Source organism: Nocardioides sp., assembly GCF_036374615.1.
Taxonomy (GTDB): Bacteria; Actinomycetota; Actinomycetes; order Propionibacteriales; family Nocardioidaceae; genus Nocardioides.
In genome coordinates this window covers 1-22,131 of record NZ_DASUTK010000041.1, presented here as the reverse complement: position 1 = coordinate 22,131, position 22,131 = coordinate 1, and the positions used below count along the sequence as shown (strand labels likewise).

The following is a 22,131-nucleotide window of genomic DNA, read 5'->3' as shown; positions in this document are numbered from 1 at the left end:
CGGCGGTGGCTACTTGCCGAGCTTGCGACGCTGGACGCGCGTCTTCTTCAGCAGCTTGCGGTGCTTCTTCTTGGCCATGCGCTTACGCCGCTTCTTGATGACTGAACCCACAGGGAGAACCTTTCGACGACACGGGCCGCTGGGTGGACCCGGCGGCGGGGCAAGCGTAACCGCCGGGCACAGGGCAGCAGAATCCGAGCAGGCGTCGGCCCGCCCGGACCGGCCCGGGTGGGATCAGGCGTCAAGCCGGCTCAGCCGGCGCTGTAGAAGCTCTTCCGGAGGTACTCGTCCACATCCTCCTCGGTGACCCGGAAGGAACGGCCGACCCGCACGGCAGGAAGCTCGCCACTGTGGACGAGCCGGTAGACGGTCATCTTGGAGACCCGCATCATCGATGCGACTTCAGCGACCGTGAGGAATTTGGGATCGGTGTAGTCCCCAGGGGTGTTCACCATCGTGCACCGGCTTTCTCTGCGGCACGCCACCGGCTTCCCCGCCGGTGGGCCCACGTGCAGGTGAAGGATAGTGCCTGGTGTGATTGATGGGGAAGTAAATGACCCATGAAACTCAAGTGATTCGGCGTGGCGACTTGCGTCATACCCGTCATCATGCCCCACCCGCCATGCCCACCCACTATGCCCAGCCTCACCAGGGAAGCGGGTCCAGCCCGTGCCACGGGAACACCTCGGAGCGGGTGGCGTTGATGGCGCGGTCCAGCCAGCTGTTCGGGTCGAATCCCTCCGACCAGTCGCGATACGCGGGATCGCGGCCGTCGGTGAGGCTGGTCGGCGCCCTGGCTCCCAGCCGGGTCTCGACGTACTCGCGCCACCCGGGCGGCGTGGGCGTGGCCGGGTCGAGCGGGGCTCCGGCCACGATCGCCAGCAGGTGCGTCCAGGCCCGCGGCACGACCTGGACCACGGCGTACCCGCCACCGCCGGTCGCGACCCAGCGACCGTTCGCGACCTCGTGGGCGAGGTCGTGCAGCGCGAGGTACGCCGCACGCTGGCCGTCGACGGTGAGCATCAGGTGCGCCAGCGGGTCGTCGAGGTGGGAGTCGCAGCCGTGCTGGGTGACGAGCACCTCCGGCTTGAACTCGTGGAGCAGCGCTGGGACCACCGCGTGGAACGCGCGCAGCCAGCCGGCGTCGCCGGTGCCGGGCGGCAGCGCCACGTTGACGGCCGAGCCCTGGGCATCGGGTCCACCCACGTCGTTCGGGAAACCGGTCCCGGGGAACAGCATCTGCCCGGTCTCGTGCAGGGAGATGGTGAGCACCCGCGGGTCGTTCCAGAAGATCTTCTCCACGCCGTCGCCGTGATGGACGTCGACGTCGACGTACGCGACCCGCTCGGCGCCCCGATCGAGGAGGCTGCGGATCCCGACCGCGACGTCGTTGTAGACGCAGAAGCCGCTGGCCCGGTCAGGCATGCCGTGGTGGAGCCCCCCGGTGATGTTGGCACTGTGGAGGCTGCGACCGCTCCACACCTGGTCGAACGCCTCGAGGCTGGCGCCGACGACGTGAGCCGCGGCGTGGTGCATGTCGCGGAAGACCGGGTTGTCCTCGCTGCCGAGTCCGCACCGGTCGTCGTGCTCGCCCGTCGTGCCGGCGCGGGTCACGGCTTCGATCAGCTCTGGTTCGTGGACGGTGAGCAGCTGCTCCACCGTGGCGACCGGCGCGTCGACCAGCCGCAGCCGGTCACCGGTGACCCCGAGCTCGGAGGCGAGCCGCATCGTGAGGTCGACCCGCAGCGGTGACATCGGGTGGCTCGGCCCGAAGTCGTACTCGGTGAGGCTCGGGTCGAAGACGACGGTCGCCGGGCCAGCGCACGTCACCATGCTCGGAAACCTACCCGCCCCGTTGATTCGTGCAGGTGCGGCAGTCCAGTCGCGGGTGTGCGGCCAGGGCCGTGTCGCAACCGCGCGACTCAGGTGCCGCAAGCACGCGAATCAACGTCAGGAGCCCTCGGCCAGCTCGCGGGACCGGTCGCGGGCGGCCTCCATGGCCGCGAGGAACGCAGCACGCACCTTGTGGATCTCGAGCTCGCGCAGCGCCGCGGCGGTCGTCCCGCCGGGTGAGGTGACCTGCTCGCGCAGCACGACGGGGTGGGTCCCGGTCTCACGCAGCATGGTCGCCGAGCCGACCACGGTCTGCACGACCAGCTCGGTGGCCGTGGCGCGGGGCAGCCCGAGGTGGACGCCCGCCTCGATCATCGACTCGACGACGAAGAAGAGGTACGCCGGACCAGAGCCCGAGATCGCGGTGACCGCGTCCATCTGGCGCTCCGGGACGCGCAGGACCTTGCCGGTCGAGGCCATCAGCGACTCCGCCTCCGCAAGGTGCGCGTCGTCGCAGTGGGAGCCAGGAGCGATCGCGGCCATGCCTTCGTCGACCAGCGCAGGCGTGTTCGGCATGACCCGTACCACCGCGACGCCATCGGGAACGCGGGCCTCGATGAACGCGGTGGTGATACCGGCGGCCAGCGAGACGAGGAGCTGGCCGGGCCGCAGCTCGGGTGCGACCTCCTCGAGGAGGTCGGCCATGTCCTGCGGCTTGACGACGACCGCGATCGTGTCGGCCTTGCGCGCGGCGTCGATGTTCGAGACGACCGCGACGCCGTACCGCTCCTCGAGCTCACGTGCGCGGTCGGGCCGCTTCTCGCCGATCAGCAGCGCGTCCACCCGGCGTCCGGCCCGGACCAGGCCGGACAGCAGCGTCTCCCCCATCACACCGGCGCCCAGGATCGCGGTCTGGTTCATGGACGGGCTCACTTCTTCGAGATCAGGGACTTCACGAAGAATGACAGGTTGGACGGCTTCTCGGCGAGCCGTCTCATGAGGTAGCCGTACCACTCGGTGCCGTAGGGGATGTAGACGCGCACCGTCTCGCCCGCCCGGGCCAGGCGGCGCTGCTCGGTGGGCCGGATCCCGTAGAGCATCTGGTACTCGTAGCTGCCCTTGGAGCGACCGAACCGACTGGCGAGCGACGCCGCGATCGCGACCATCCGCGGGTCGTGCGTCGCGATCATCGGGTAGCCGTCCCCGGCGAGCAGCACCTTGAGGCACCGGACGTAGGACTTGTCGATGTCGATCCGGTCCTGGAAGGCGACCCCCTCCGGCTCGAGGTAGGCGCCCTTGCACAGCCGCACCCGCGAGCCCTCGTAGGCGAGCGCCCGACAGTCGGACTCGGTGCGGTGGAGCGCCGCCTGGAGCACCGCGCCGGTCTCGGGGAAGTCCTTGCGCAGCTCGCGCAGGATCGCCAGCGTCGAGTCGGTGGTGGTGTGGTCCTCCATGTCGAGGGTGACCGTCGTGCCGGCGTTGCGCGCGGCCCGGCAGATGGTGCGGGCGTTCTCGAGCGCGATCTTGTGCCCGCCCCCGAACCCGGCGTCGTCGGGCAGCGCCTGACCCACCGCCGACAGCTTCACCGACACCTCGGACCTGCGGGTCAGGCCGGCCGCCGACAGCGCCTGCAGCAGCTCGACGTACGCCGCCACGGTCGCGTCGGCCTGCTCGGCGTCGAGGGTGTCCTCGCCGAGGAAGTCGAGTGTCACCGTCAGCCCGTCCTCGACCAGCTCGGCGGTGGCCGTGACCGCCTCCTCGGTGGTCTCCCCGGGGACGTAGTTGTGCACGATCCCGGAGGAGACAGGCATCGCGGTGACGAGGTTCTTGACCTGCTGGCTGCGGGCGAGCATCAGCAGCGGCTGGCGAAGCAACGGCATGCCAGACAGGCTACGGCGTCCGCCGCCTCAACGTCGCAGCGCCGAGGGCCAGGCCGCCGACCACGAAGCCGAGCACGATCCCCAGGTCACCCCACACCTCCCCCACCTCGCTGCTCTGGGTGAGCGTCTTCATCGCGTCCACGGCGTACGACAGCGGGAGGACGTTGCTGATGGCCTCCAGTACGTCGGGCATCGCCGAACGAGGCACGAAGAGGCCACACAGGAGCAGCTGCGGCAGGACCACGGCCGGCATGAACTGCACCGCCTGGAACTCGGTGGCCGCGAACGCGCTCACGAACAGACCGAGCGCGGTGCCCAGGACGGCGTCGACGACGGCGACCAGGCCGAGCAGCCACACCGGCCCCAGCACCTCCAGGCCGAGCAGGCCGACGCTCAGGGCGACCGCGAGCAGTGCCTGGACGGTCGCCACGAGGCCGAACGCGAGCGCGTAGCCGAGCAGGAAGTCACCCTTGCCCATCGGCATGGCGAGCAGCCGTTCGAGGGTGCCGCTGGAGCGTTCACGCAGGGTCGTCACGCTGGTGACCAGGAACATGATGATGAACGGGAACAGTGCCAGCAGCGCCGGCCCGAACCGGTCGAAGATGTCACCGGGCAGGTCCTCGAACATCCACCACAGCAAGGTGATCAGGACGCATGGGACCACCAGCAGCATCGCCAGCGTGCGGTGGTCGCGGCGCAGCTGGGTCAGCACTCGGGCGGCGACCGCAACGGTGACCCGGCGGTTCATGCCACCTCCTCCTTCACGATCGTGAGGAACGCCTGCTCGACGTCGTCGGCGCCGGCCTTCTCCTTGATCTCCTCCGGGGTGCCGTCGGCGATGATCCGGCCGTCGCGCATGAGCAGCAGTCGGTCGCACCGCTCGGCCTCGTCCATGACGTGGCTGCTGACGAGCACCGCGGCGCCCTCGTCCGCCAGGCGGTGGAAGAGGTTCCAGAGCTCCACCCGCAGTACCGGGTCGAGGCCCACGGTCGGCTCGTCGAGGATCAGAACCTCTGCGTCACCGAGGAGCGCCACTGCGAGATTGGCCCGGCTGCGCTGCCCGCCGGAGAGGTTCGCGAGCACCTGGTCGCGGTGGCTCTCGAGATCGACCGCCGCGACCGCCCGGTCGATCGCTGCCCGGTTCAGGCCGAGCACCCGCGCGAAGAACGTGAGGTTCTCGTCGACGGTCAGGTCGTCGTACACGCTCGCTGCCTGGGTCTGGTAGGCGACCCGGTCCCGGAGCCCGCTGCTGCCGGCCGGCTCCCCCAGCACCGCGACGCCGCCTCCCCGGACCCGCTGCACGCCGACGATGGCCCGCATCAACGTGGACTTGCCGCAGCCGCTGGGCCCGAGCAGGCCGGTGACCTGCCTGGGCGGGATGGTCAGGTCGAGGCCGTGCAGCACCTCTCGTCCGGAGCGGACGACCGCCAGTCCGGCCACCTCCACCGCGTTTTTCACCATACGATGAATTATGCTCCGGCCACCGGGCTAGGGCAAGGGGTCGCTGAGGTAGCGCTGGATCGTGGGCGCGTACGTCGCGACCACCTGCTCGCTCGGCATCGACGCGAGCGGCTCGACCCGCAGCACGTAACGCAGCAGGATCAGCCCGATCACCTGACTGGCCACGAGCGGCATCCGGTGCTCCGGCCGGTCGACCCCCAGCGCCTCGCCCACCGGCCGGATGATCACCGGCAGGAAGCCCTCGGTGAGCAGTCGCGAGGAGGAGGGGTCCATCATGGCGCGGGCGACCGCGACCAGGCCCGGTTGCAGCGTGGGGTCGTCCCACACCGAGACGAACGCCGAGACGAACCGCTCGCCCGCACCGTCCACGCCACCGGCGAGCGCCGGGGCCAGCACCTGCCGCGGGTCGACCGGTAGCCGCATCGCCGCGAGGAACAGCTCGTCCTTGCTGCCGAAGTAGTGGTGCACCAGCGCGGCGTCGACGCCGGCGTCCGCCGCGACCGCCCGGATGGTCGTGCCGGCGAACCCGTGGTCGGCGAACCGGGAGCGCGCGGCGGTGAGGATCGCGGCACGCGTGTCGGGTGCCCCCGGACGGCGACCCCTACGGCCGCTCATCTCGCACGCACGACGAAGTGCTCACGCGCGAACTCCAGCGACTCCCGCAGGTCCTTCTCTCGTAGCTCTCGGGTCGTCGCCTTGCGGGTGTTGATCTCCACCACCACCTCGCCGTCGAACCCGGCATCGGCGACGTGCCGGAGGAACGCATCGGCCTTCATGATCCCTCGCCCGGGCACGAGGTGCTCGTCCTTCGCCGAGCCGCTGCCGTCGGTGAGGTGCACGTGCCGCAGCCGGCTCCCCATCCGGACCGCCATCTCGATCGGGTCGGAGGCCGCGAGCGCCGCGTGCGACAGGTCGATCGTCATGTTCGCGTAGGACTCCTCCGACGGGTCCCACCCCGGGAGGTACATCTCCATGGACCGCCGCGTCCGGGGCTTGGCGGACGCCCTCCACGGGTACATGTTCTCGACGGCGAAGGCGATGCCGGTCGACTCCTCCAGGGCCGCGATGCCGTCGACGAACCCGGCGGCGTACTCCTTCTGCCAGCGGAACGGCGGGTGCACCACGACCACGCGTGCACCGACCGCCGCCGCCATCTCCGCGGACCGTTCCAGCTTGCCCCACGGCTCGGTTCCCCAGACCCGTTGGGTGAACAGCAGACAGGGCGCGTGGACCGCGCAGACCGGGATGCCGTGGTGCTCGCTCAGCTGGGTGATCGCGGAGGTCTGCTGGCTGAGCGCGTCGATACCGACCATCACCTCGATCGCGTCGTAGCCCACCTGCGCCGCGTACGCGAAGGCATGGGCGGACGACTCGGGGTAGACCGAGGCGGTCGAGAGGCCGATCCGGGACACGTCTATCGGTCCTGGCCGTCCCAGCTGATCGCGTCGATCCGATCGAGGATCACACCCTCGCGCATCGCCCACGGGCAGATCTCGAGCTCCGCCAGCTCGAAGATGTCCATCGCCGCGACTGCCACCAGCGCGCCCGGCAGGATCTGGTGGGTGCGGCTCGGAGAGACTCCGGGCAGCTCACCGAGCTCCGCGTCGGACATCGCCGCGAGCTTGGGGATCCACGCGCTCAGCTCCTCGCCCCGCAGCACGCGCGCCACCAGCGGCCCCTCAGCCGACGGGGCGGCGCCACAGATCCGGGCCAGCGAGCGGAACGTCTTCGACGTCGCCACCGCGTGGTCGGGCGCTCCGTGCCGCAGCAGGTTCCCGGCGTCGCGGGCGATCTCGGCGCGGATCCACCTGCGCAGCTCACGGATCGTCGACTCGGACCGGTCCTGCGCCAGATGGTCGCGCGCGAGCCGAGCCGCGCCGAGCGGCAGCGACCAGGCGACGTCGGGAGCCTCGTCGCCACCGGCCGCGATCTCGAACGAACCGCCACCGATGTCGAAGACGGCCAGCCGACCGGAGGACCATCCGAACCAGCGGCGTACGGCGAGGAACGTCAGTCGGGCCTCGCCCTCTCCCGGCAGCACCGCGATGTCGACGCCGGTCCGCTCACGGACCTCGGCCAGCAGGTCGTCGGAGTTGGTGGCGTCACGCACCGCGGACGTCGCGAACGGGAGCATCTCCTCGCACCCCTTGTCCTCGGCGACCACCAGGGCGGAGGCGACGAAGTCGACGAGAGCGTCGATGCCGGACCGGGAGACCGCGCCGTCTCCGTCGAGGTGCTCGGCAAGTCGCAGCGGCTGCTTGTGGGAGTACGCCGGGAGCGGGGCCGCACCGTGGTGCGCGTCCACCACCAGCAGGTGGCCGGTGTTGGAGCCGATGTCGAGCACGCCCAGGCGCATGGGGCCGAATCTACCGGGCACGTAGGCTGGACCGGTGCCCGAAGTCCCCCTGGGGTTCCCCCGTGCCTGGGTCGAGTTCGTCGATCCTGCCGACGCCGACCAGGTCTTCCGCTGCGACCTGACCTGGCTCACCTCGCGCTACATGTGCATCTTCGGCCGTGGCTGCGCCGGCATCTACGCCGACGCGCCCGACACGGGCTGCTGCACGCTCGGGGCTCACTTCTCCGACGCGGACGACCAGCGACGCGTGGCACGGTTCGTCGCGGAGCTGACCCCGGAGCAGTGGCAGTTCCACCCGGGCCGGACCGTGCGCAAGCGGGACTGGATCGAGAAGGACGAGGACGGCGAGCCCAAGACGCGGACGATCGAGGTCGACGGCCAGTCGGCGTGCGTGTTCCACAACCGCACCGACTTCGCGCCGTCCAGCGGGCCTGGCGGCGCCGGCTGCGCGCTGCACGGCCTGGCGCTCCAGCAGGGTCGAGAGCCGCTCGAGACCAAGCCGGACGTCTGCTGGCAGCTGCCGATCCGCCGCACGTTCCGCACCGTCGAGCGGCAGGACGACACGTCGTACACCGAGGTCACGATCACCGAGTACGACCGGCGCGGCTGGGGACCGGGCGGCCACGACCTGGACTGGTACTGCTCCGGCAACACCGAGGCGCACGTCGCTCCGTCGCCGCTCTACGTCACCAACGAACCGGAGCTGGTGGAGCTGATGGGACGCCCGGCGTACGACGAGCTGGCCGGCCACTGTGAGGAGCACCTGCGGTCGCGATCGGCCCTCGCGCTCCACCCGGCGGACCCGCCGGCCTCTGCTTGACGTCAAGAAAAACCGACCCCGCTGTCCGGCCTGGGCAAGCCATTGCTCACAATGATCGGCATGCGCTTGGACCATCTCTCGTTTGCAGCCGGACCGGATGGCCTTGCCAGCACTGCCCAGCGGATCGGGGGATTGCTCGGCACCGAGTTCCGTGACGGCGGTGTGCATCCCCGCTTCGGCACCCGCAACATGATCCTGCCCCTCGCGGGCCACACCTACCTCGAGATCGTCGAGGTGCTCGACCACCCCGCCTCCGACAAGGCACCCTTCGGCCAGGCCGTCCGCGCCCGCTCACAGCTCGGCGGCGGCTGGCTCGGCTGGGTCGTCGCGGTCGACGACATCGCCGCGGTGGAGCAGCGTCTTGGGCGCGAGGCCGCGCCCGGCAACCGGAAGCGACCCGACGGCACGGAGCTGCTGTGGAAGCAGATCGGTATCAACGGGCTGCTCGCAGACCCGCAGCTGCCGTTCTTCGTGCAGTGGGAGAGCCCGGCGTCGATGCACCCGAGCGCCGGAGCCAGCAACGACTACTCCCTGGCCTGCCTGGAGATCGCCGGCGACCCGCAGCGGGTCTCGGAGTGGCTCGGCGAGACGGTCGAGGCGCCGCTGGAGGACGTCAAGGTCGAGTGGGTCGCCCCGAACGGCACCCCGGGGATCATCGCCGCGCAGGTCCAGACGCCCAACGGGCTCGTGCGTCTCTGAGCATGGCTGTCGGGGCGCGACCGAGCCCCAACATCTGGCACCACCCGGAGACCTACGAGGTCGAGAACCGGGCCTTCGACCGCGACGGGTCGCTGTGGTCGCTGATGGAGTCGCTGGCCCCGTGCGGTGGGCGCACCGTCCTGGACCTCGGCTGCGGCACCGGCTTCCACCTGGCGCGCTTCGCTGACGAGGCCGCCGAGGTGATCGGCGTCGAGCCGCATCCGTCGCTGGCCGCACTGGCGCGTCGTCGTACTCGCGGCCTGCCGAACGTCACCGTCCTCGAGGGCCTCGCCGAGGCGCTTCCGCTCCCGCCGGCGTCGGTCGACCTCGTTCACGCCCGCTGGGCCTACTTCTTCGGGCCCGGTTGCGAGCCGGGTCTCGCCGAGCTCGATCGCGTCGTTCGGCGAGGTGGCACCGCGTTCGTGATCGACAACGACCCCACCCGGTCGACGTTCGGCCGCTGGTTCGCCCGCGGCTACCCCACGGCCGACGCGGTCGCCGTCGAGCGGTTCTGGTCCGCCCGCGGCTGGACCCGGTACCCGCTCGACCTCGCCTGGGAGTTCGACTCACGCGCCGACCTCGAGGCGGTCGTCCGGATCGAGCTCCCCACCGCCGTCGCCGAGGACGTCCTCGCGTCGTACGACGGCACCTCCGTCGACTACGCCGTCAACCTCTGGTCGCGGCAGTACTGATTCGACGCGTTTCGGGCGCCGGGTGCAGGATTCCCCGGCGAGCCGGGGACTCATGCACTACTAGGCCTTTGCAACCCCCGAGGAGTGCATGGACGGAGCCGGTGCGGTGACTGGTGAGGCTGATGGGATGACGCGGTTCCCAAGCGGTGACCCGGGCCGGACGGGTTCTCCACAGGCGCGAACAGGCTGCGTGTAGCGGACGGCCGCGGGGGCATCTCTGGTGCATGACCAAGCTCCTCATCCCCGCCATCCAGGACGTGATCCTGCGTCGTGAGCTCATCGAGGCCGGCCACACCGACCGCGACATAGCCAAGCTGGTGAAGGCCGGCGACCTCGCCAGGGCCCGGCACGGTGCGTACGTCGACGGTGCGCGGTGGCAGGCCGAGGACGAGACCGGGCGTCTCAGGCTCCGCTCGCGGGCGGTCCTGAGGCAGGCCAAGGCGCCTGTCGTGCTCAGCCACACCGCGGCCGCCGCGGAGTACGACGCCCCGTTGTGGGACGTGCCCACGGACATCGTTCACGTCACCCGCAGGGATCGGAAGGCAGGTCGCAACGAAGCCGGCGTTCGGCAGCATCAGGGCCTCCTTTTGGCGGAGGACGTGGTGACCCGCGCCGGTGTAGACGTCACGTGCGCGACTCGGACGGCGATCGACGTCACCACCGTCGCTGGAACGGAATCCGCCCTGTGCGTGGTCAACCACCTGTTGCATGAACGGCACACTGACCTCATTGCCATCCGCCGAAGGTACGAGGCGATGGTGCACGATCCCTACACACTGCGCACCGACCTCGTGCTGAGGTTGGCGGATCCACGGGTCGAATCGATCGGCGAATCGCGCACCGCGTTCTTGATGTGGCAGCAGGGCATCCCGTACGCCGAGCCGCAATTCGTGATCACAGACGAGCTCGGTCGTGAGATAGCACGCCTCGACTTTGCGTGGCCACGCCGCGGGTGCTGGCTCGAGTTCGACGGCAAGCAGAAGTATGTGAAGTTCCTACGCGAGGGAGAGAGCGTGACGGATGCCGTGCTCCGTGAGAAGCAACGCGAGGACCTGATTCGCGAGGTGACCGGCTGGCGCTGCCTTCGGATCACGTGGGCCGACCTCGCGAATCCCGAGCGGCTGGCAGCGCGCATCCGCCGTTTCCTCGGCTGACGTCGCAGCACCAGCCACACCGCCTGGCCGATCCCTGCACTCCTTGGCCGTTGCAACACCCGAGGTGTGCATGACTCCCCGGCGAGCCGGGGAATCATGCAGACCCAACCTCAGCTGGTGCCCCGCACGATCAGCTCGGGGCTGAGCAGGACGCCACCGGCGCGAATCGGGGGCTGGGTCAGCAGACCCTCGAGGGCGCGCACGATCTCCACCGCCACCTCCTCGAGCGGCTGCCGGACCGACGTCAGGCCGGGCGGCACGACCTGCGCCACCTGCGAGTCGTCGAACCCGACCACCGCGGCGTCGCGGCCGGGGACCAGTCCCCGGTCGGCCAGCGTGTGGAGGACGCCCATGGCGAGGGTGTCGGACGCGCAGACGAAACCGGTGGGCTGCGCCTCGTCCAGCAGCACCGCCGACGCCTCGCGACCGCTGGCGACGGTGTCCTCGGAGCGGGACGCGAGCCCGCTGGTGGCGAGGCCGTTCGAGCGCATCGCCCTGGTCCAGCCGGTACGGCGGTCCTCGCCGATCAGCTGCTCCTTGCGCCAGCCGATCCAGGCGATCCGCTGGTGGCCGCGCTCGATCAGGTGCTCCGTGGCCAGCTCGGCACCGGCCGCGCCGTCGACGTCGACCCAGGGGTGGTGCGCCTCGGGGTTGTCCCACGGGCGGCCGAACGCGACGAAGGGTGCGCGACGCGACTCCAGCCACGCCGCCTGCGGGTTCCCCAGGTAGGTGTCGGTCGCGACGAACGCGTCCACGGCGGTGGAGCGCAGCAGCGCGTCGTACCCGGCCGTCGGGTCCTGCGGGTCGCCCGGGAACAGCAGCACGTGGTAGCCCGCGGCGCTGGAGGTCTCCACGAGGGAGTGGACGAACCGGTCCATGGTGGCGTTGGCGGTCCCCTCCTGCACGGGCGCGAACCGCAGCCCGATCAGGTGGCTGGTCCTGGTGCGCAGGTTCCGGGCCGCCCGGTTGGGCGAGTAGCCGAGCTCGTCGATCGCCTCGAGCACCCGCGCGAGGGTGTCGGGCCGCAGCAGGTCCGGGTTGTTGACCGCGTTGGACACGGTCTGGCGGGACACACCGGCGAGCTCGGCGACGTCCGCGAGCGTCGGTGGCACCGCCGACGCCCGGTAGCCCGGCACCCGCGTCATCGCGCCTCCTCGCCCGAGTTGATCGTTCCAATGGGGAGGATACAAGGCGGGTACGGCGCTCCGGTGCGCGGTCGATGCGAGTGGTCCGCCGCGTCGGAAGCCGGCGTGTCGGCGACGTGACCTACCGTCTCCCCCATGTCGAGGACCGGGGCCAGGAGTGCCGCCAAGCCGCGCCCCGCCTACCGCTGCAGCGAGTGCGGCTGGGAGACGGCGAAGTGGGTGGGTCGCTGCGGCGAGTGCCAGGCGTGGGGCTCGGTCGCCGAGGTCGCCGCGCCGACCACCCGGGCAGTCGCCGGACCGGTGACCCGGCCGGCCGTCCCGATCGGTGAGGTGTCGGTCGAGGAGTCGGCGTTCCGCAGCAGCGGCGTGCCCGAGCTCGACCGCGTCCTCGGTGGCGGACTGGTGCCGGGTGCCGCGATCCTGCTGGCCGGTGAGCCCGGGGTCGGCAAGAGCACGCTGCTGCTCGAGGTGGCCGCGCAGACCGCGCGCTACCAGCGCCGCACGCTCTACGTCACCGGCGAGGAGTCGGCGTCCCAGGTCCGGCTGCGAGCCGACCGCACCCGCGGGGTCCACGAGGAGCTCTTCCTCGCGGCCGAGACCGACCTCGGGGCCGTCCTCAGCCACATCGAGGAGGTCCGGCCCGAGCTGCTCGTGGTCGACTCGATCCAGACCATCTCGGCCGGCGACCTCGACGGGGTCCCGGGGGGCGTGACGCAGGTCAAGGAGGTCGCGGCCGCCCTGATCCGGATGGCCAAGACCCGCAACATCACCACCGTCCTGGTCGGCCACGTCACCAAGGACGGCTCGATCGCCGGGCCGCGCGTCCTGGAGCACGTCGTCGACGTGGTGCTCCACTTCGAGGGCGACCGCAACTCCCGGTTCCGGATGGTGCGGGCGATGAAGAACCGGTTCGGGCCGGTCGACGAGGTGGGTTGCTTCGACCTGTCCGCCGAGGGCATCGTCGCGGTGACCGACCCGACCGGGCTCTTCGTCGAGAACCACGACCAACAGGTGCCAGGCACCTGCGTGGCGGTCACGATGGAGGGGCGCCGGCCGCTGCTCGCCGAGGTGCAAGCGCTGGTCACCCATACCGCCGCCGAACGGCCACGTCGTACGACGAGCGGGCTCGACTCGTCGCGGGTCGCGATGGTCCTCGCCGTGCTCCACCAGCACTGCGGCATCCGGCTCCACCAGCAGGACGTCTTCGCCTCGACCGTCGGCGGCGCCCGGCTCGTCGAGCCGGCGACCGACCTGGCGATCGCGGTCGCGCTGGCGTCGGCATCCACCGGGCGCCCGGCTCCGCGCGGCGTCGTCGCGATGGGCGAGCTGGGACTCGCCGGCGAGCTGCGCAAGGTCCGCGACCTCCCGCAACGGATCGCGGAGGCCGCCCGGCTCGGGTTCCAGGTGGCGGTGGTGCCCGGCCGCAGCGGTGGCCGCGACCGCGACGTCGACGGGATGCGTGTGATCGAGGTGTCCGACGTCGCCTCCGCGCTCAGACTGCTCTCGCTGGTCGGCGACCGCTGATCCGACCGGGGAGGCGGCACGATCTCCTAGACTGACCGCGCGACGGCGGGAGACTCCGGCCGTCCACGCACGGGAGGCTGGTGTGAGCGCCACGGTCCGCTCCGAGGAGCAGCTCCGGCTGCGCGAGACGCTCGCGTCCATCGCGCCCGGGACCGACCTTCGCGACGGTCTGGAGCGGATCCTCCGCGGCCGCACCGGCGCCCTCATCGTGCTCGGCCACGACAAGGTCGTGGAGAGCATCTGCACCGGCGGGTTCACCCTCGACGTTCCGTTCACCTCGCAGGGCCTGCGCGAGCTTGCCAAGATGGACGGTGCGATCATCCTCGACAAGGACATCACCCGGATCATCCGGGTGGCCACGCACCTGATGCCCGACCAGAACATCACGTCGGAGGAGACCGGCACCCGGCACCGCACCGCCGACCGGGTGGCGCGTCAGACCGGTCTGCCGGTGATCTCGGTGTCGCAGTCGATGCAGATCATCGCGGCGTACGTCGGAGAGACCCGCCACGTCCTCGAGGACTCCGGCCAGATCCTCTCGCGCGCCAACCAGGCGCTCGCGACGCTCGAGCGCTACAAGCTCCGCCTCGACGAGGTCTCCAGCACCCTGTCGGCCCTGGAGATCGAGGACCTCGTGACCGTCCGCGACGTCGCGGTGGTCGCGCAACGGCTCGAGATGGTGATCCGGATCGCGCGCGAGATCGAGGACTACGTGCTCGAGCTCGGCACCGACGGCCGGCTGCTGTCGCTGCAGCTCGAGGAGCTGGTCACCGGCGTCGACGCCGAGCGTGAGCTGGTCATCCGTGACTACCTGCCGGCGGGGCGCCGCTCCCGGACCGCACGCGAGCACCTCGAGCTGCTGGAGGCGATGTCACCCACCGAGCTGGTCGACCCCGCAGCCGCCGCCCGCGCCCTCGGCCTCGGGACCGGTGAGCACCTCGACGGCGTGGTCGCCCCGCGTGGCTACCGGCTGCTCGCGAAGGTGCCGCGCCTTCCCCACACCGTCGTCGACCGGCTGGTCGACCACTTCGGCACGCTCCAGAAGCTGCTCTCCGCTGGTGTCGAGGACCTGCAGGCGGTCGACGGCGTCGGTGAGCTGCGCGCCCGCAGCGTGCGCGAAGGCCTCTCGCGGCTCGCCGAGTCCACGATCCTCGAACGGTACGTCTGAGGGGCCTACCGGCCGTTTCGAACCGATCAGTCGCCGGGCGGAGCAGTCAGCCCCGCCCGCCGTCCCGGTTCTTCCCGTCCCGATTCTTGCCGTCCCGATTCTTGCCGTCGCGGTTCTTGCCGCCGTTCGTGGGCGGCACCGTCTCGGTGACCACCTCAGGCTCCGGCCGGGTCAGCTGGAAGTGCAGGTCGGAGGGCTCACCGGCGAGCGCGGCCGCCTCCACGTAGTACCAGCCCGGCATCGCCCAGTCGGTGTAGCGGGTGCACCCCTCGTCGGAGCGGCGGGCCGACCAGGTGACATCGACCTCGGTGGTGTCGTTGTTGCGCAGCACGACGTTCTCGTAGGAGACCGCGCGCGGGCACTGGCTGCTGAACCAGATGTCGTCCTTCCCCGATCGGATCTTCACCGTCAGCGTCTTCGGCGAGACCACCCACGTGCACGCCGGAGACCGGATCGTCCGAAGCTGCAGGGTGAACGTCACCGGACCACCCGCCACCGTCTGCTTCGCGGTCGGGGTCACTGCGATGTCGCGGTCGACGCACGGGCCCTCAGGAGAGGCCAGGACCGGGCCTTGGTCCTTGACCTGCTTTCCCTTGTGCTTCTTCTTGTTCTTGCCCGTTCCCTTGGCGCCCTTCACGCCCGTCGTCGGCGGGGGCTCCGCTTCGGGCTCGGTGTCGACCGCAGTGGTACCGGTCCCAGACCCCGCCAGCCTCGCCCGCGCCGGCTCGTCGGGGTCACCGCCCGCGAGCTTCACGACCCCGATACCGGTCAGGAGCAGCCCGACCACCACGGACACCAGCACCAGACGCCGCGCCCAGTAGACGCGCGGCGGCAGTGGACCGCGGGTCAGCGTCGTCATAGGCCCACGGTAGGCAGCGGAGGGGCCGAGTCGGTGGTGCCACGCCTACCATCGGCCGCGATGAACGATCTCCATCGACCGCTGCTCGAGTGGTACGACGAGCACGCGCGCGACCTGCCGTGGCGATCGGCCTCGGCCAGCCCGTGGTCGGTCATGGTCTCGGAGTTCATGCTCCAGCAGACACCCGTCAGCCGGGTGCTGCCCGTGCACCGGGAGTGGCTCGCCCGGTGGCCCACTCCCGCAGCGCTCGCAACCGACCCGGCCGGCGAGGCGATCCGGATGTGGGGTCGGCTGGGGTACCCGAGGCGCGCACTGCGGCTGCACGCCGCTGCGTCGGCCATCGTCGAGCGGCACGGGGGCGAGGTCCCCGCGGACCACGAGGCCCTGCTCGCCCTGCCGGGGATCGGCGACTACACGGCCGCTGCGATCGCGGTCTTCGCCTTCGGGCACCGCCACCCGGTCCTCGACACGAACGTGCGGCGAGTCCTCGCCCGCGTCGTCGACGGCCGCGAGCTCCCGCCTCGCTCGCTGACCAGGGTCGAGCGCGAGCGCGCGGCCGCCCTGCTCCCCCAGGACGACGCCGACGCTGCGACGTGGTCGGTCGCCGTGATGGAGCTCGGCGCGCTCGTGTGCTCCGCAGTCCGGCCGCGGTGCGGCGTATGCCCGCTCGCGGCCGCGTGCGCCTGGCGGACGGCCGGTTACCCGGCGTACGACGGCCCGCCCCGCCGCGGGCAGCCCTGGGCCGGGACCGACCGCCAGTGCCGCGGACGGCTGATGGCAGCGGTGCGCGACAGCGACCGGCCGGTGTCCGCCGACCGGCTTGCCCGGACGTGGGACGAGGCCGACCAGCGCACCAGGTGCCTGACCGGCCTCGTCGAGGACGGACTGCTGGTCAGGACCAGCGCGGGCTACGCGCTGCCCTGACCTTCAGCTCACTCCGCGCGCGGGACGTCCGTCGGGCCTTCTGAGTCGTCCGGCCCGTCGGTGAGCTCTCCGAGCTCGCCCGCGTCACGGCCCGCCTCGACACCCGCCGTCTCGAACGGCGGAAGGTCGGGGAGCTCGGACACCTTCTGGCCCTTGAACGTGAACGTCGCGGTGGGGCCCTCCCCCTCGACGTCGACCAGCACGATCTGGCCCGGACCGATCTCGCCGTAGAGCATCTTCTCGGCCATGACGTCCTCGATCTCGCGCTGGACGGTGCGTCGGAGCGGTCGCGCACCCAGCACGGGGTCGAAGCCCCGCTCGGCCAAGAGGTTCTTGGCCGCCTGGGTGAGCTCGAGCTGCATGTCGCGGTCCTTCAGCCGCAGCTCGACGAACGCGATCATGTTGTCGACCATCGCGACGATCTGCTCCGGCGACAGCGGCGGGAACACCACGATCTCGTCGACGCGGTTGAGGAACTCGGGGCGGAAGTGCTGCCTGAGCTCCTCCGACACCTTCGCCTTCATCCGCTCGTACGAACCGGCCGCGTCACCGCTCTGCTGGAATCCGAGGTTGACGCCCTTCGAGATGTCGCGCGTGCCGAGGTTCGTGGTCATGATGATCACGGTGTTCTTGAAGTCGACCACCCGGCCCTGGGAGTCGGTCAGGCGACCCTCCTCCAGGATCTGCAACAGGCTGTTGAAGATATCGGGGTGGGCCTTCTCGACCTCGTCGAAGAGCACGACGGAGAACGGCTTGCGGCGCACCTTCTCGGTGAGCTGGCCACCCTCCTCGTAGCCGACGTAGCCCGGAGGTGAGCCGAACAGCCGCGAGACCGTGTGCTTCTCGCCGAACTCGCTCATGTCGAGCTGGATCAGCGCGTCCTCGTCGCCGAACAGGAACTCCGCCAGCGTCTTGGACAGCCACGTCTTACCGACGCCGGACGGACCGGCGAAGATGAACGAGCCGCCAGGACGCTTCGGGTCCTTCAGGCCGGCGCGGGTACGACGGATCGCCCGGCTGAGCGCCTTGACGGCCTCCTCCTGACCGATGACCCGCTTGTGCAGCTCGTCCTCCATCTTGAGCAGCCGGGTCGACTCCTCCTCGGACAGCTTCACGATCGGGATGCCGGTCGCGACCGCGAGCACCTCGGCGATCAGCTCCTCGTCGACCTCGGCGACCTCGTCCATGTCACCGGCACGCCACTGCTTCTCGCGCTCGGCCTTGCGGGCGATCAGCTGCTTCTCCTCGTCGCGCAGCCGCGCGGCGGCCTCGAAGTCCTGGCCGTCGATCGCGCCCTCCTTGCGCTGGCGTACGTCGGCGATCTTGTCGTCGTACTCGCGCAGGTCGGCCGGTGCCGTCATCCGACGGATCCGCAGCCGGGAGCCTGCCTCGTCGATCAGGTCGATCGCCTTGTCGGGGAGGAACCGGTCGGAGATGTAGCGGTCGGCCAGCGTCGCCGCCGAGACCAGCGCCTCGTCGGTGATGGTGACCCGGTGGTGGGCTTCGTACCGGTCGCGGAGTCCCTTGAGCATCTCGATCGTGTGGGCGATCGAGGGCTCCTGGACCTGGATCGGCTGGAAGCGACGCTCCAGCGCGGCGTCCTTCTCGAGGTACTTGCGGTACTCGTCGAGCGTGGTGGCACCGATGGTCTGCAGCTCGCCGCGGGCCAGCATCGGCTTGAGGATGCTGGCGGCGTCGATCGCACCCTCGGCCGCGCCGGCGCCGACGAGGGTGTGGATCTCGTCGATGAACAGCACGATGTCGCCGCGGGTACGGATCTCCTTGAGCACCTTCTTGAGGCGTTCCTCGAAGTCACCGCGGTAGCGGGAACCGGCGACGAGAGCGCCGAGGTCGAGGGTGTAGATCTGCTTGTCCTTCAGCGTCTCGGGAACGTTGCCCTTGACGATGTCCTGGGCCAGTCCCTCGACGATGGTCGTCTTGCCGACACCCGGCTCCCCGATCAGGACAGGGTTGTTCTTCGTACGCCGGGAGAGGATCTGCATGACCCGCTCGATCTCCTGCTCGCGCCCGATGACCGGATCGAGCTTGCCCTCACGGGCGTCCTGGGTCAGGTTGCGGCCGAACTGGTCGAGCACGAGCGAGGAGGACGGCGCCTCGCCACCGGAACCGCCGGTGCTGGCGCCGGCGGACGCCGACTCCTTGCCCTGGAACCCGGAGAGCAGCTGGATGACCTGCTGCCGGACCCGGTTGAGGTCGGCGCCGAGCTTCTGCAGCACCTGCGCCGCGACGCCCTCACCCTCGCGGATCAGGCCGAGCAGGATGTGCTCGGTCCCGATGTAGGAGTGGCCGAGCTGCAGCGCCTCGCGCAGGGACAGCTCGAGCACCTTCTTGGCGCGCGGCGTGAACGGGATGTGACCGCTGGGGGCCTGCTGGCCCTGGCCGATGATCTCCTCGACCTGCGCCCGCACCGCCTCGAGGGAGATGTCGAGGCTCTCCAGAGCCTTGGCGGCGACACCCTCGCCCTCGTGGATCAGGCCGAGCAGGATGTGCTCGGTCCCGATGTAGTTGTGGGAGAGCATGCGGGCTTCTTCTTGGGCCAGCACGACGACCCGACGGGCTCGGTCGGTGAACCGCTCGAACATGTATCGCTCCTGTTGCCTCGGGGGGCGGGCTCGCCAAGGTTCGACGGACCGCATTGCTGACTACAACCCCAACAGACACCCTACGCGTTCCCCGGTTGGCGGTTCAGGCGTCCGCTGTGAGCGAACACCCCCAGTTGCGTCTCCGTGGAGCTTGCGTGGTTTCGACGCGCTCGCGCCACCTCGCACGCTCAGTGCGCGGCGTCGAAGGCCTCACGCACCTCGGCGGAGACCCGACCGCGGTCGGAGACCTCGAACCCGTTCGAGCGCGCCCAGTCGCGCAGCTCGCGGGCGCTCGGGCCCGACGCGGGAGCCGAGCCCCGCCGCTTCCGCGACGTCGTGACCTTGCGAGCGTGGCCGATGTACCCGGAGAGCGCGTCGCGCAGCTTGGCGGCGTTCTTCTCGTTCAGGTCGATCTCGTACGACGTCCCGTCGAGCGCGAAGCTGACCGTCTCGTCGGCGTCGCTGCCGTCGAGGTCGTCGACCAGAATGATGTTGACCTTTTGTGCCATGCGCTCCTCAATTCGGAAAATGGAATACCTCACCGCGTAATTCGGCTGGGCAATTCTGGCACAACTAAAACGGAAAGCGGAATACGTTCCTCAATTCAGGGAGAAACGCGCTGGCCGTCGAGAGTCCAAGAATTGTCAGTGGTGCACGCCACGCGCCTTCCCGGGGGTTGTTCACACACCCAGTCGCGGTCCAGCACGAACGCGACGCGTGGGCCGTCCTCGCTCGCGACGACGACGCTCGCCCCGCCGTCCGCATGTCCGGGCCAGTCCTCGAGGGCACGCATCACCGCCAACGCGACCAGGCGCACCCGGGAGCTCGACGCAGCGCCGCTGCGGACCTCGGCGGTGCGGTGGGATCCGCGGTCGAAGCCGTACTCGCGCGTGACCTCGACGACCTCCGTGACGCCGTCGATCGAGCCGATCGCGTCGACCCGGGCTCGGGTGTCGTCGGTGCACGAGTCGCCGGGACAGGCTGCTGAGTCGTTCATCGCCCGGTCCGGGTCACCGCAGGCCGCCATCGAGAGGAGCAGGGCCGACCCCGCGAGCGCGATCGATCGCACGGAGGTCAGGGCACCAGGTTGCCGAGCATCGCGAGCGGGTCGCGAATCTCCGCCGGTCGGACCTGCCCACCGTGCTGGGTCTGGTACGTGTACGTCTGCGACTGCACCGGCTCGTCGCCGTCACCGAGGAACCCGTGCACGTGCATGCTGTCGATGGCTGCCTGGATCGAGGGGTCGTCGCTGGCGTCGGCGGCGGACGCGATGGACTCGTACGTCGACAGCGAGTGGTTCTGCCCGTCTGCCGCGCCGAGACTGCCCGAGAGGACCTCCGCGTGGACGGTGGTGTGGTGGGCTCCGTGAGGGTTCTCCTCACCGTCGAGCAGCGGCACGACGTCACCGGTGTTCTCCAGCGCCAGCACCGTCACGTCGTCGGGGATCCCGGCCGTCGCCACCGGCGAACCGGCCGTCACCACGTGCGTCACGTGGTAGCCGAAGTCCGGGTCCGCGGCGAGCGCGGCGGCCTGCATCCCGCCCTGGGAGTGACCGACGAGCATCACGGGCGCGTCGTCGGGCACGTCCGCGTCGGCCATCGCCTGAGCGATCGCATCGCCGTAGGCAGTGCTGTCCCCAGCGATCAGGGTCAGGTTGGAGCCCATGTTGCGGATGGCGCCCTCGGACACGAAGTCATCGGTGCCGGGCAGCTGCACGACGTAGCTGAGGTTGCCGTCGGCGTCGGTGAGCCGCTGGATGGAGATCACGCCGTCCGGGATGTCGCCCGCCGCGGTCGTGCCGAGGTCCTCGATCAGGTCCTCGAGGTCCCGAGGGGGCTGGTGGTCGAAGACCGGGCCGTCGTACTGCTCGTTGAGGTCGCCGACGTAGTCGCCGAACAGCAGGTCACCGAGGTCGTCGGCTGCAGCTCCGGTGTCGGCATGGAAGCCGTCGAGGCCGAGCGCTCCCATCAGCGGGCCGGTGAGCGGGTTGGCGGCCATCCCGTCGAGCAGCCCACCGCCGCCGTCGACGAGGTCCTGGAGGGCCTCGGGATGGTCCTCGAGGTACTCGATGATCTCCTCCCGACCCATCTCCGCCAGCACCGGGTCGACCAGGTGGAGCGTGCCGACGGCCAGGCCGCCCGCCAGGGCGAGGCCGGGGAGGTGGTAGCCGACGACGTAGCCGAAGCCGTAGTGCAGCGCGTCGACGGCGGCGGCACGCGCATCGTCGGCGCCGCGGTAGATCTCGACCACGCCGATGAAGCACAGGCTCTGCGCCTCGATCGTGGCTGCCCGCACCACCAGCCCTCGGGGTCCGTACGTCGCGTCGAGGATCGCGCCCTCGGCGGCGGCGAAGCTGTCGGGCGAGAGGACGGCGGAGGCGAGCAGGTCGGCGTCGGCGGCCTCCGCCTTGTCCTCCCACGCCGCCTCGATCAGCCGGTCGCCGGTGTCGCCGTAGAGCCGGCCGAGCCGCAGCATGTCGTCGTAGGTCGCCTCGATCCCGTTGGCACCGCCGCTGACCGAGAGGTCCAGCGAGCTCGGCGTGCCGTCGTCGGAGTCGGCGCTGCGGTCGGTGTGGACCGTCGGGTCGGACACGTGGTCGTTCACGGCGCGGCCCCTTCGACCAGCGGCAGCGTGACGAGACCGAGATCCTGCGGCTGGCGGTGACGCAGCACGGACGTGGCCGCTCGGCCCGGGCGAAGCTCGTACCACCCGCTGTCGAAGAGGAGCCACACCGCCACCGCGTGCGGCCCGTCCGGCCGGTCGCGCCGAGCGGCGAGCAACCGCAGCCGGCCGCGGCACGCGGTGCCGAAGGTGCGCAAGAGGGCCAGGATCTCCTCGGAGTCGGCCTCGTGCAGCTCGCGAGGGCGGCCCAGCCGGACCTGCCCGGCGGAGCTGGCGGCCAGCGCGGGCAGCAGGTCGGTCCGGTGGTCGCGGTGGGCCTTCGCGTTGCCCGCGAGCAGCTCGCTCGGCAGTGACACGTAGTCGGGGAGGGTCAGCGGCGCTGTGTCGGGCA

General features: G+C 70.6%; 24 protein-coding genes. 7 read left to right on the top strand and 17 right to left on the bottom strand.

The annotated features are described in order from the left end of the window. Positions 1 to 9: 9 nt before the first annotated feature. The 10 genes from VFZ39_RS03510 to VFZ39_RS03465 form a co-directional block, all read right to left on the bottom strand. Complete coding sequence (locus tag VFZ39_RS03510; RefSeq protein WP_008356322.1) at positions 10 to 111, bottom strand: 30S ribosomal protein bS22; 102 nt, start codon at positions 109 to 111, stop codon at positions 10 to 12. Positions 112 to 251: 140 nt separating this feature from the next. Continuing rightward, complete coding sequence (locus VFZ39_RS03505; RefSeq protein WP_330864336.1) at positions 252 to 455, bottom strand: helix-turn-helix domain-containing protein; 204 nt, start codon at positions 453 to 455, stop codon at positions 252 to 254. 190 nt (positions 456 to 645) lie between these two features. Beyond that, positions 646 to 1,833: an acetoin utilization protein AcuC gene (locus tag VFZ39_RS03500; RefSeq protein WP_330864335.1), complete on the bottom strand. Its 1,188-nt coding sequence runs from the start codon at positions 1,831 to 1,833 to the stop codon at positions 646 to 648. Between the two features lie 117 nt (positions 1,834 to 1,950). After that, on the bottom strand, positions 1,951 to 2,754 hold the full coding sequence (gene proC, locus VFZ39_RS03495; RefSeq protein WP_330864334.1) for a pyrroline-5-carboxylate reductase: 804 nt from the start codon (positions 2,752 to 2,754) through the stop codon (positions 1,951 to 1,953). An 8-nt stretch (positions 2,755 to 2,762) separates the two neighbouring features. Continuing rightward, a complete protein-coding gene (locus VFZ39_RS03490) occupies positions 2,763 to 3,707 on the bottom strand; it encodes a proline dehydrogenase family protein (protein WP_330864346.1) in 945 nt (314 codons plus the stop codon). A 16-nt stretch (positions 3,708 to 3,723) separates the two neighbouring features. Further along, positions 3,724 to 4,461 carry an ABC transporter permease gene (locus VFZ39_RS03485; protein WP_330864333.1) on the bottom strand — a complete coding sequence of 246 codons (738 nt, stop codon included), beginning with the start codon at positions 4,459 to 4,461 and terminating at the stop codon, positions 3,724 to 3,726. Next, entirely contained in the window at positions 4,458 to 5,174 is a 717-nt protein-coding gene (locus VFZ39_RS03480) for an ABC transporter ATP-binding protein (protein ID WP_330864332.1), read from the bottom strand. The genes VFZ39_RS03485 and VFZ39_RS03480 overlap by 4 nt, the downstream gene beginning before the upstream one ends. Before the next feature lie 27 nt (positions 5,175 to 5,201). Next, positions 5,202 to 5,789 carry a TetR family transcriptional regulator gene (locus VFZ39_RS03475; RefSeq protein WP_330864331.1) on the bottom strand — a complete coding sequence of 196 codons (588 nt, stop codon included), beginning with the start codon at positions 5,787 to 5,789 and terminating at the stop codon, positions 5,202 to 5,204. Continuing rightward, the gene (locus tag VFZ39_RS03470) at positions 5,786 to 6,586 is read right to left on the bottom strand and encodes a sugar phosphate isomerase/epimerase family protein (protein ID WP_330864330.1); all 801 of its coding nucleotides are present in this window, start codon (positions 6,584 to 6,586) and stop codon (positions 5,786 to 5,788) included. Before VFZ39_RS03470 ends, VFZ39_RS03475 begins: the two co-directional genes overlap by 4 nt. Positions 6,587 to 6,588: 2 nt before the next feature. Beyond that, positions 6,589 to 7,530, bottom strand: a complete 942-nt coding sequence (locus tag VFZ39_RS03465) for a Ppx/GppA phosphatase family protein (protein WP_330864329.1) — start codon at positions 7,528 to 7,530, stop codon at positions 6,589 to 6,591. A gap of 34 nt (positions 7,531 to 7,564) precedes the next feature. Here VFZ39_RS03465 and VFZ39_RS03460 point away from each other — a divergent pair, with 34 nt between their 5' ends. The 4 genes from VFZ39_RS03460 to VFZ39_RS03445 all read left to right on the top strand — a co-directional run bounded on the left by VFZ39_RS03460 (position 7,565) and on the right by VFZ39_RS03445 (position 10,895). After that, a complete protein-coding gene (locus tag VFZ39_RS03460; protein WP_330864328.1) occupies positions 7,565 to 8,350 on the top strand; it encodes a hypothetical protein in 786 nt (261 codons plus the stop codon). A gap of 60 nt (positions 8,351 to 8,410) precedes the next feature. Continuing rightward, positions 8,411 to 9,049: a VOC family protein gene (locus VFZ39_RS03455; protein WP_330864327.1), complete on the top strand. Its 639-nt coding sequence runs from the start codon at positions 8,411 to 8,413 to the stop codon at positions 9,047 to 9,049. A gap of 2 nt (positions 9,050 to 9,051) precedes the next feature. Next, positions 9,052 to 9,741 carry a class I SAM-dependent methyltransferase gene (locus VFZ39_RS03450; protein ID WP_330864326.1) on the top strand — a complete coding sequence of 230 codons (690 nt, stop codon included), beginning with the start codon at positions 9,052 to 9,054 and terminating at the stop codon, positions 9,739 to 9,741. Positions 9,742 to 10,190: 449 nt separating this feature from the next. Next, positions 10,191 to 10,895 carry a hypothetical protein gene (locus VFZ39_RS03445; protein WP_330864325.1) on the top strand — a complete coding sequence of 235 codons (705 nt, stop codon included), beginning with the start codon at positions 10,191 to 10,193 and terminating at the stop codon, positions 10,893 to 10,895. 110 nt (positions 10,896 to 11,005) lie between these two features. On the opposite strand, the gene VFZ39_RS03440 is transcribed toward VFZ39_RS03445, so the two are convergent. Next, positions 11,006 to 12,040, bottom strand: coding sequence for a LacI family DNA-binding transcriptional regulator (locus tag VFZ39_RS03440; RefSeq protein WP_330864324.1), 1,035 nt, complete (start codon positions 12,038 to 12,040; stop codon positions 11,006 to 11,008). 135 nt (positions 12,041 to 12,175) lie between these two features. On the opposite strand from VFZ39_RS03440, the gene radA reads away from it, so the two are divergent. Together radA and disA are read left to right on the top strand one after the other, a co-directional pair. After that, positions 12,176 to 13,564 carry a DNA repair protein RadA gene (gene radA / locus VFZ39_RS03435; protein WP_330864323.1) on the top strand — a complete coding sequence of 463 codons (1,389 nt, stop codon included), beginning with the start codon at positions 12,176 to 12,178 and terminating at the stop codon, positions 13,562 to 13,564. Between the two features lie 82 nt (positions 13,565 to 13,646). Continuing rightward, complete coding sequence (gene disA / locus VFZ39_RS03430; RefSeq protein WP_330864322.1) at positions 13,647 to 14,732, top strand: DNA integrity scanning diadenylate cyclase DisA; 1,086 nt, start codon at positions 13,647 to 13,649, stop codon at positions 14,730 to 14,732. A 46-nt stretch (positions 14,733 to 14,778) separates the two neighbouring features. On the opposite strand, the gene VFZ39_RS03425 is transcribed toward disA, so the two are convergent. Further along, complete coding sequence (locus VFZ39_RS03425; RefSeq protein WP_330864321.1) at positions 14,779 to 15,591, bottom strand: hypothetical protein; 813 nt, start codon at positions 15,589 to 15,591, stop codon at positions 14,779 to 14,781. 60 nt (positions 15,592 to 15,651) lie between these two features. On the opposite strand from VFZ39_RS03425, the gene VFZ39_RS03420 reads away from it, so the two are divergent. Then, positions 15,652 to 16,515 carry an A/G-specific adenine glycosylase gene (locus VFZ39_RS03420; protein ID WP_330864320.1) on the top strand — a complete coding sequence of 288 codons (864 nt, stop codon included), beginning with the start codon at positions 15,652 to 15,654 and terminating at the stop codon, positions 16,513 to 16,515. Between the two features lie 8 nt (positions 16,516 to 16,523). Here VFZ39_RS03420 and VFZ39_RS03415 read toward each other — a convergent pair whose 3' ends face one another. The 5 genes from VFZ39_RS03415 to VFZ39_RS03395 all read right to left on the bottom strand — a co-directional run. Beyond that, positions 16,524 to 19,118, bottom strand: coding sequence for an ATP-dependent Clp protease ATP-binding subunit (locus VFZ39_RS03415; protein WP_330864319.1), 2,595 nt, complete (start codon positions 19,116 to 19,118; stop codon positions 16,524 to 16,526). 188 nt (positions 19,119 to 19,306) lie between these two features. Then, the gene (locus VFZ39_RS03410; RefSeq protein WP_330864318.1) at positions 19,307 to 19,627 is read right to left on the bottom strand and encodes a histone-like nucleoid-structuring protein Lsr2; all 321 of its coding nucleotides are present in this window, start codon (positions 19,625 to 19,627) and stop codon (positions 19,307 to 19,309) included. A 95-nt stretch (positions 19,628 to 19,722) separates the two neighbouring features. Further along, positions 19,723 to 20,187 carry a hypothetical protein gene (locus VFZ39_RS03405; RefSeq protein ID WP_330864317.1) on the bottom strand — a complete coding sequence of 155 codons (465 nt, stop codon included), beginning with the start codon at positions 20,185 to 20,187 and terminating at the stop codon, positions 19,723 to 19,725. Between the two features lie 5 nt (positions 20,188 to 20,192). Continuing rightward, positions 20,193 to 21,722, bottom strand: coding sequence for a hypothetical protein (locus VFZ39_RS03400; protein ID WP_330864316.1), 1,530 nt, complete (start codon positions 21,720 to 21,722; stop codon positions 20,193 to 20,195). Next, the coding region (locus tag VFZ39_RS03395) for a hypothetical protein (RefSeq protein ID WP_330864315.1) at positions 21,719 to 22,131 on the bottom strand (413 nt) is incomplete at its 5' end. The genes VFZ39_RS03395 and VFZ39_RS03400, both read right to left, overlap by 4 nt.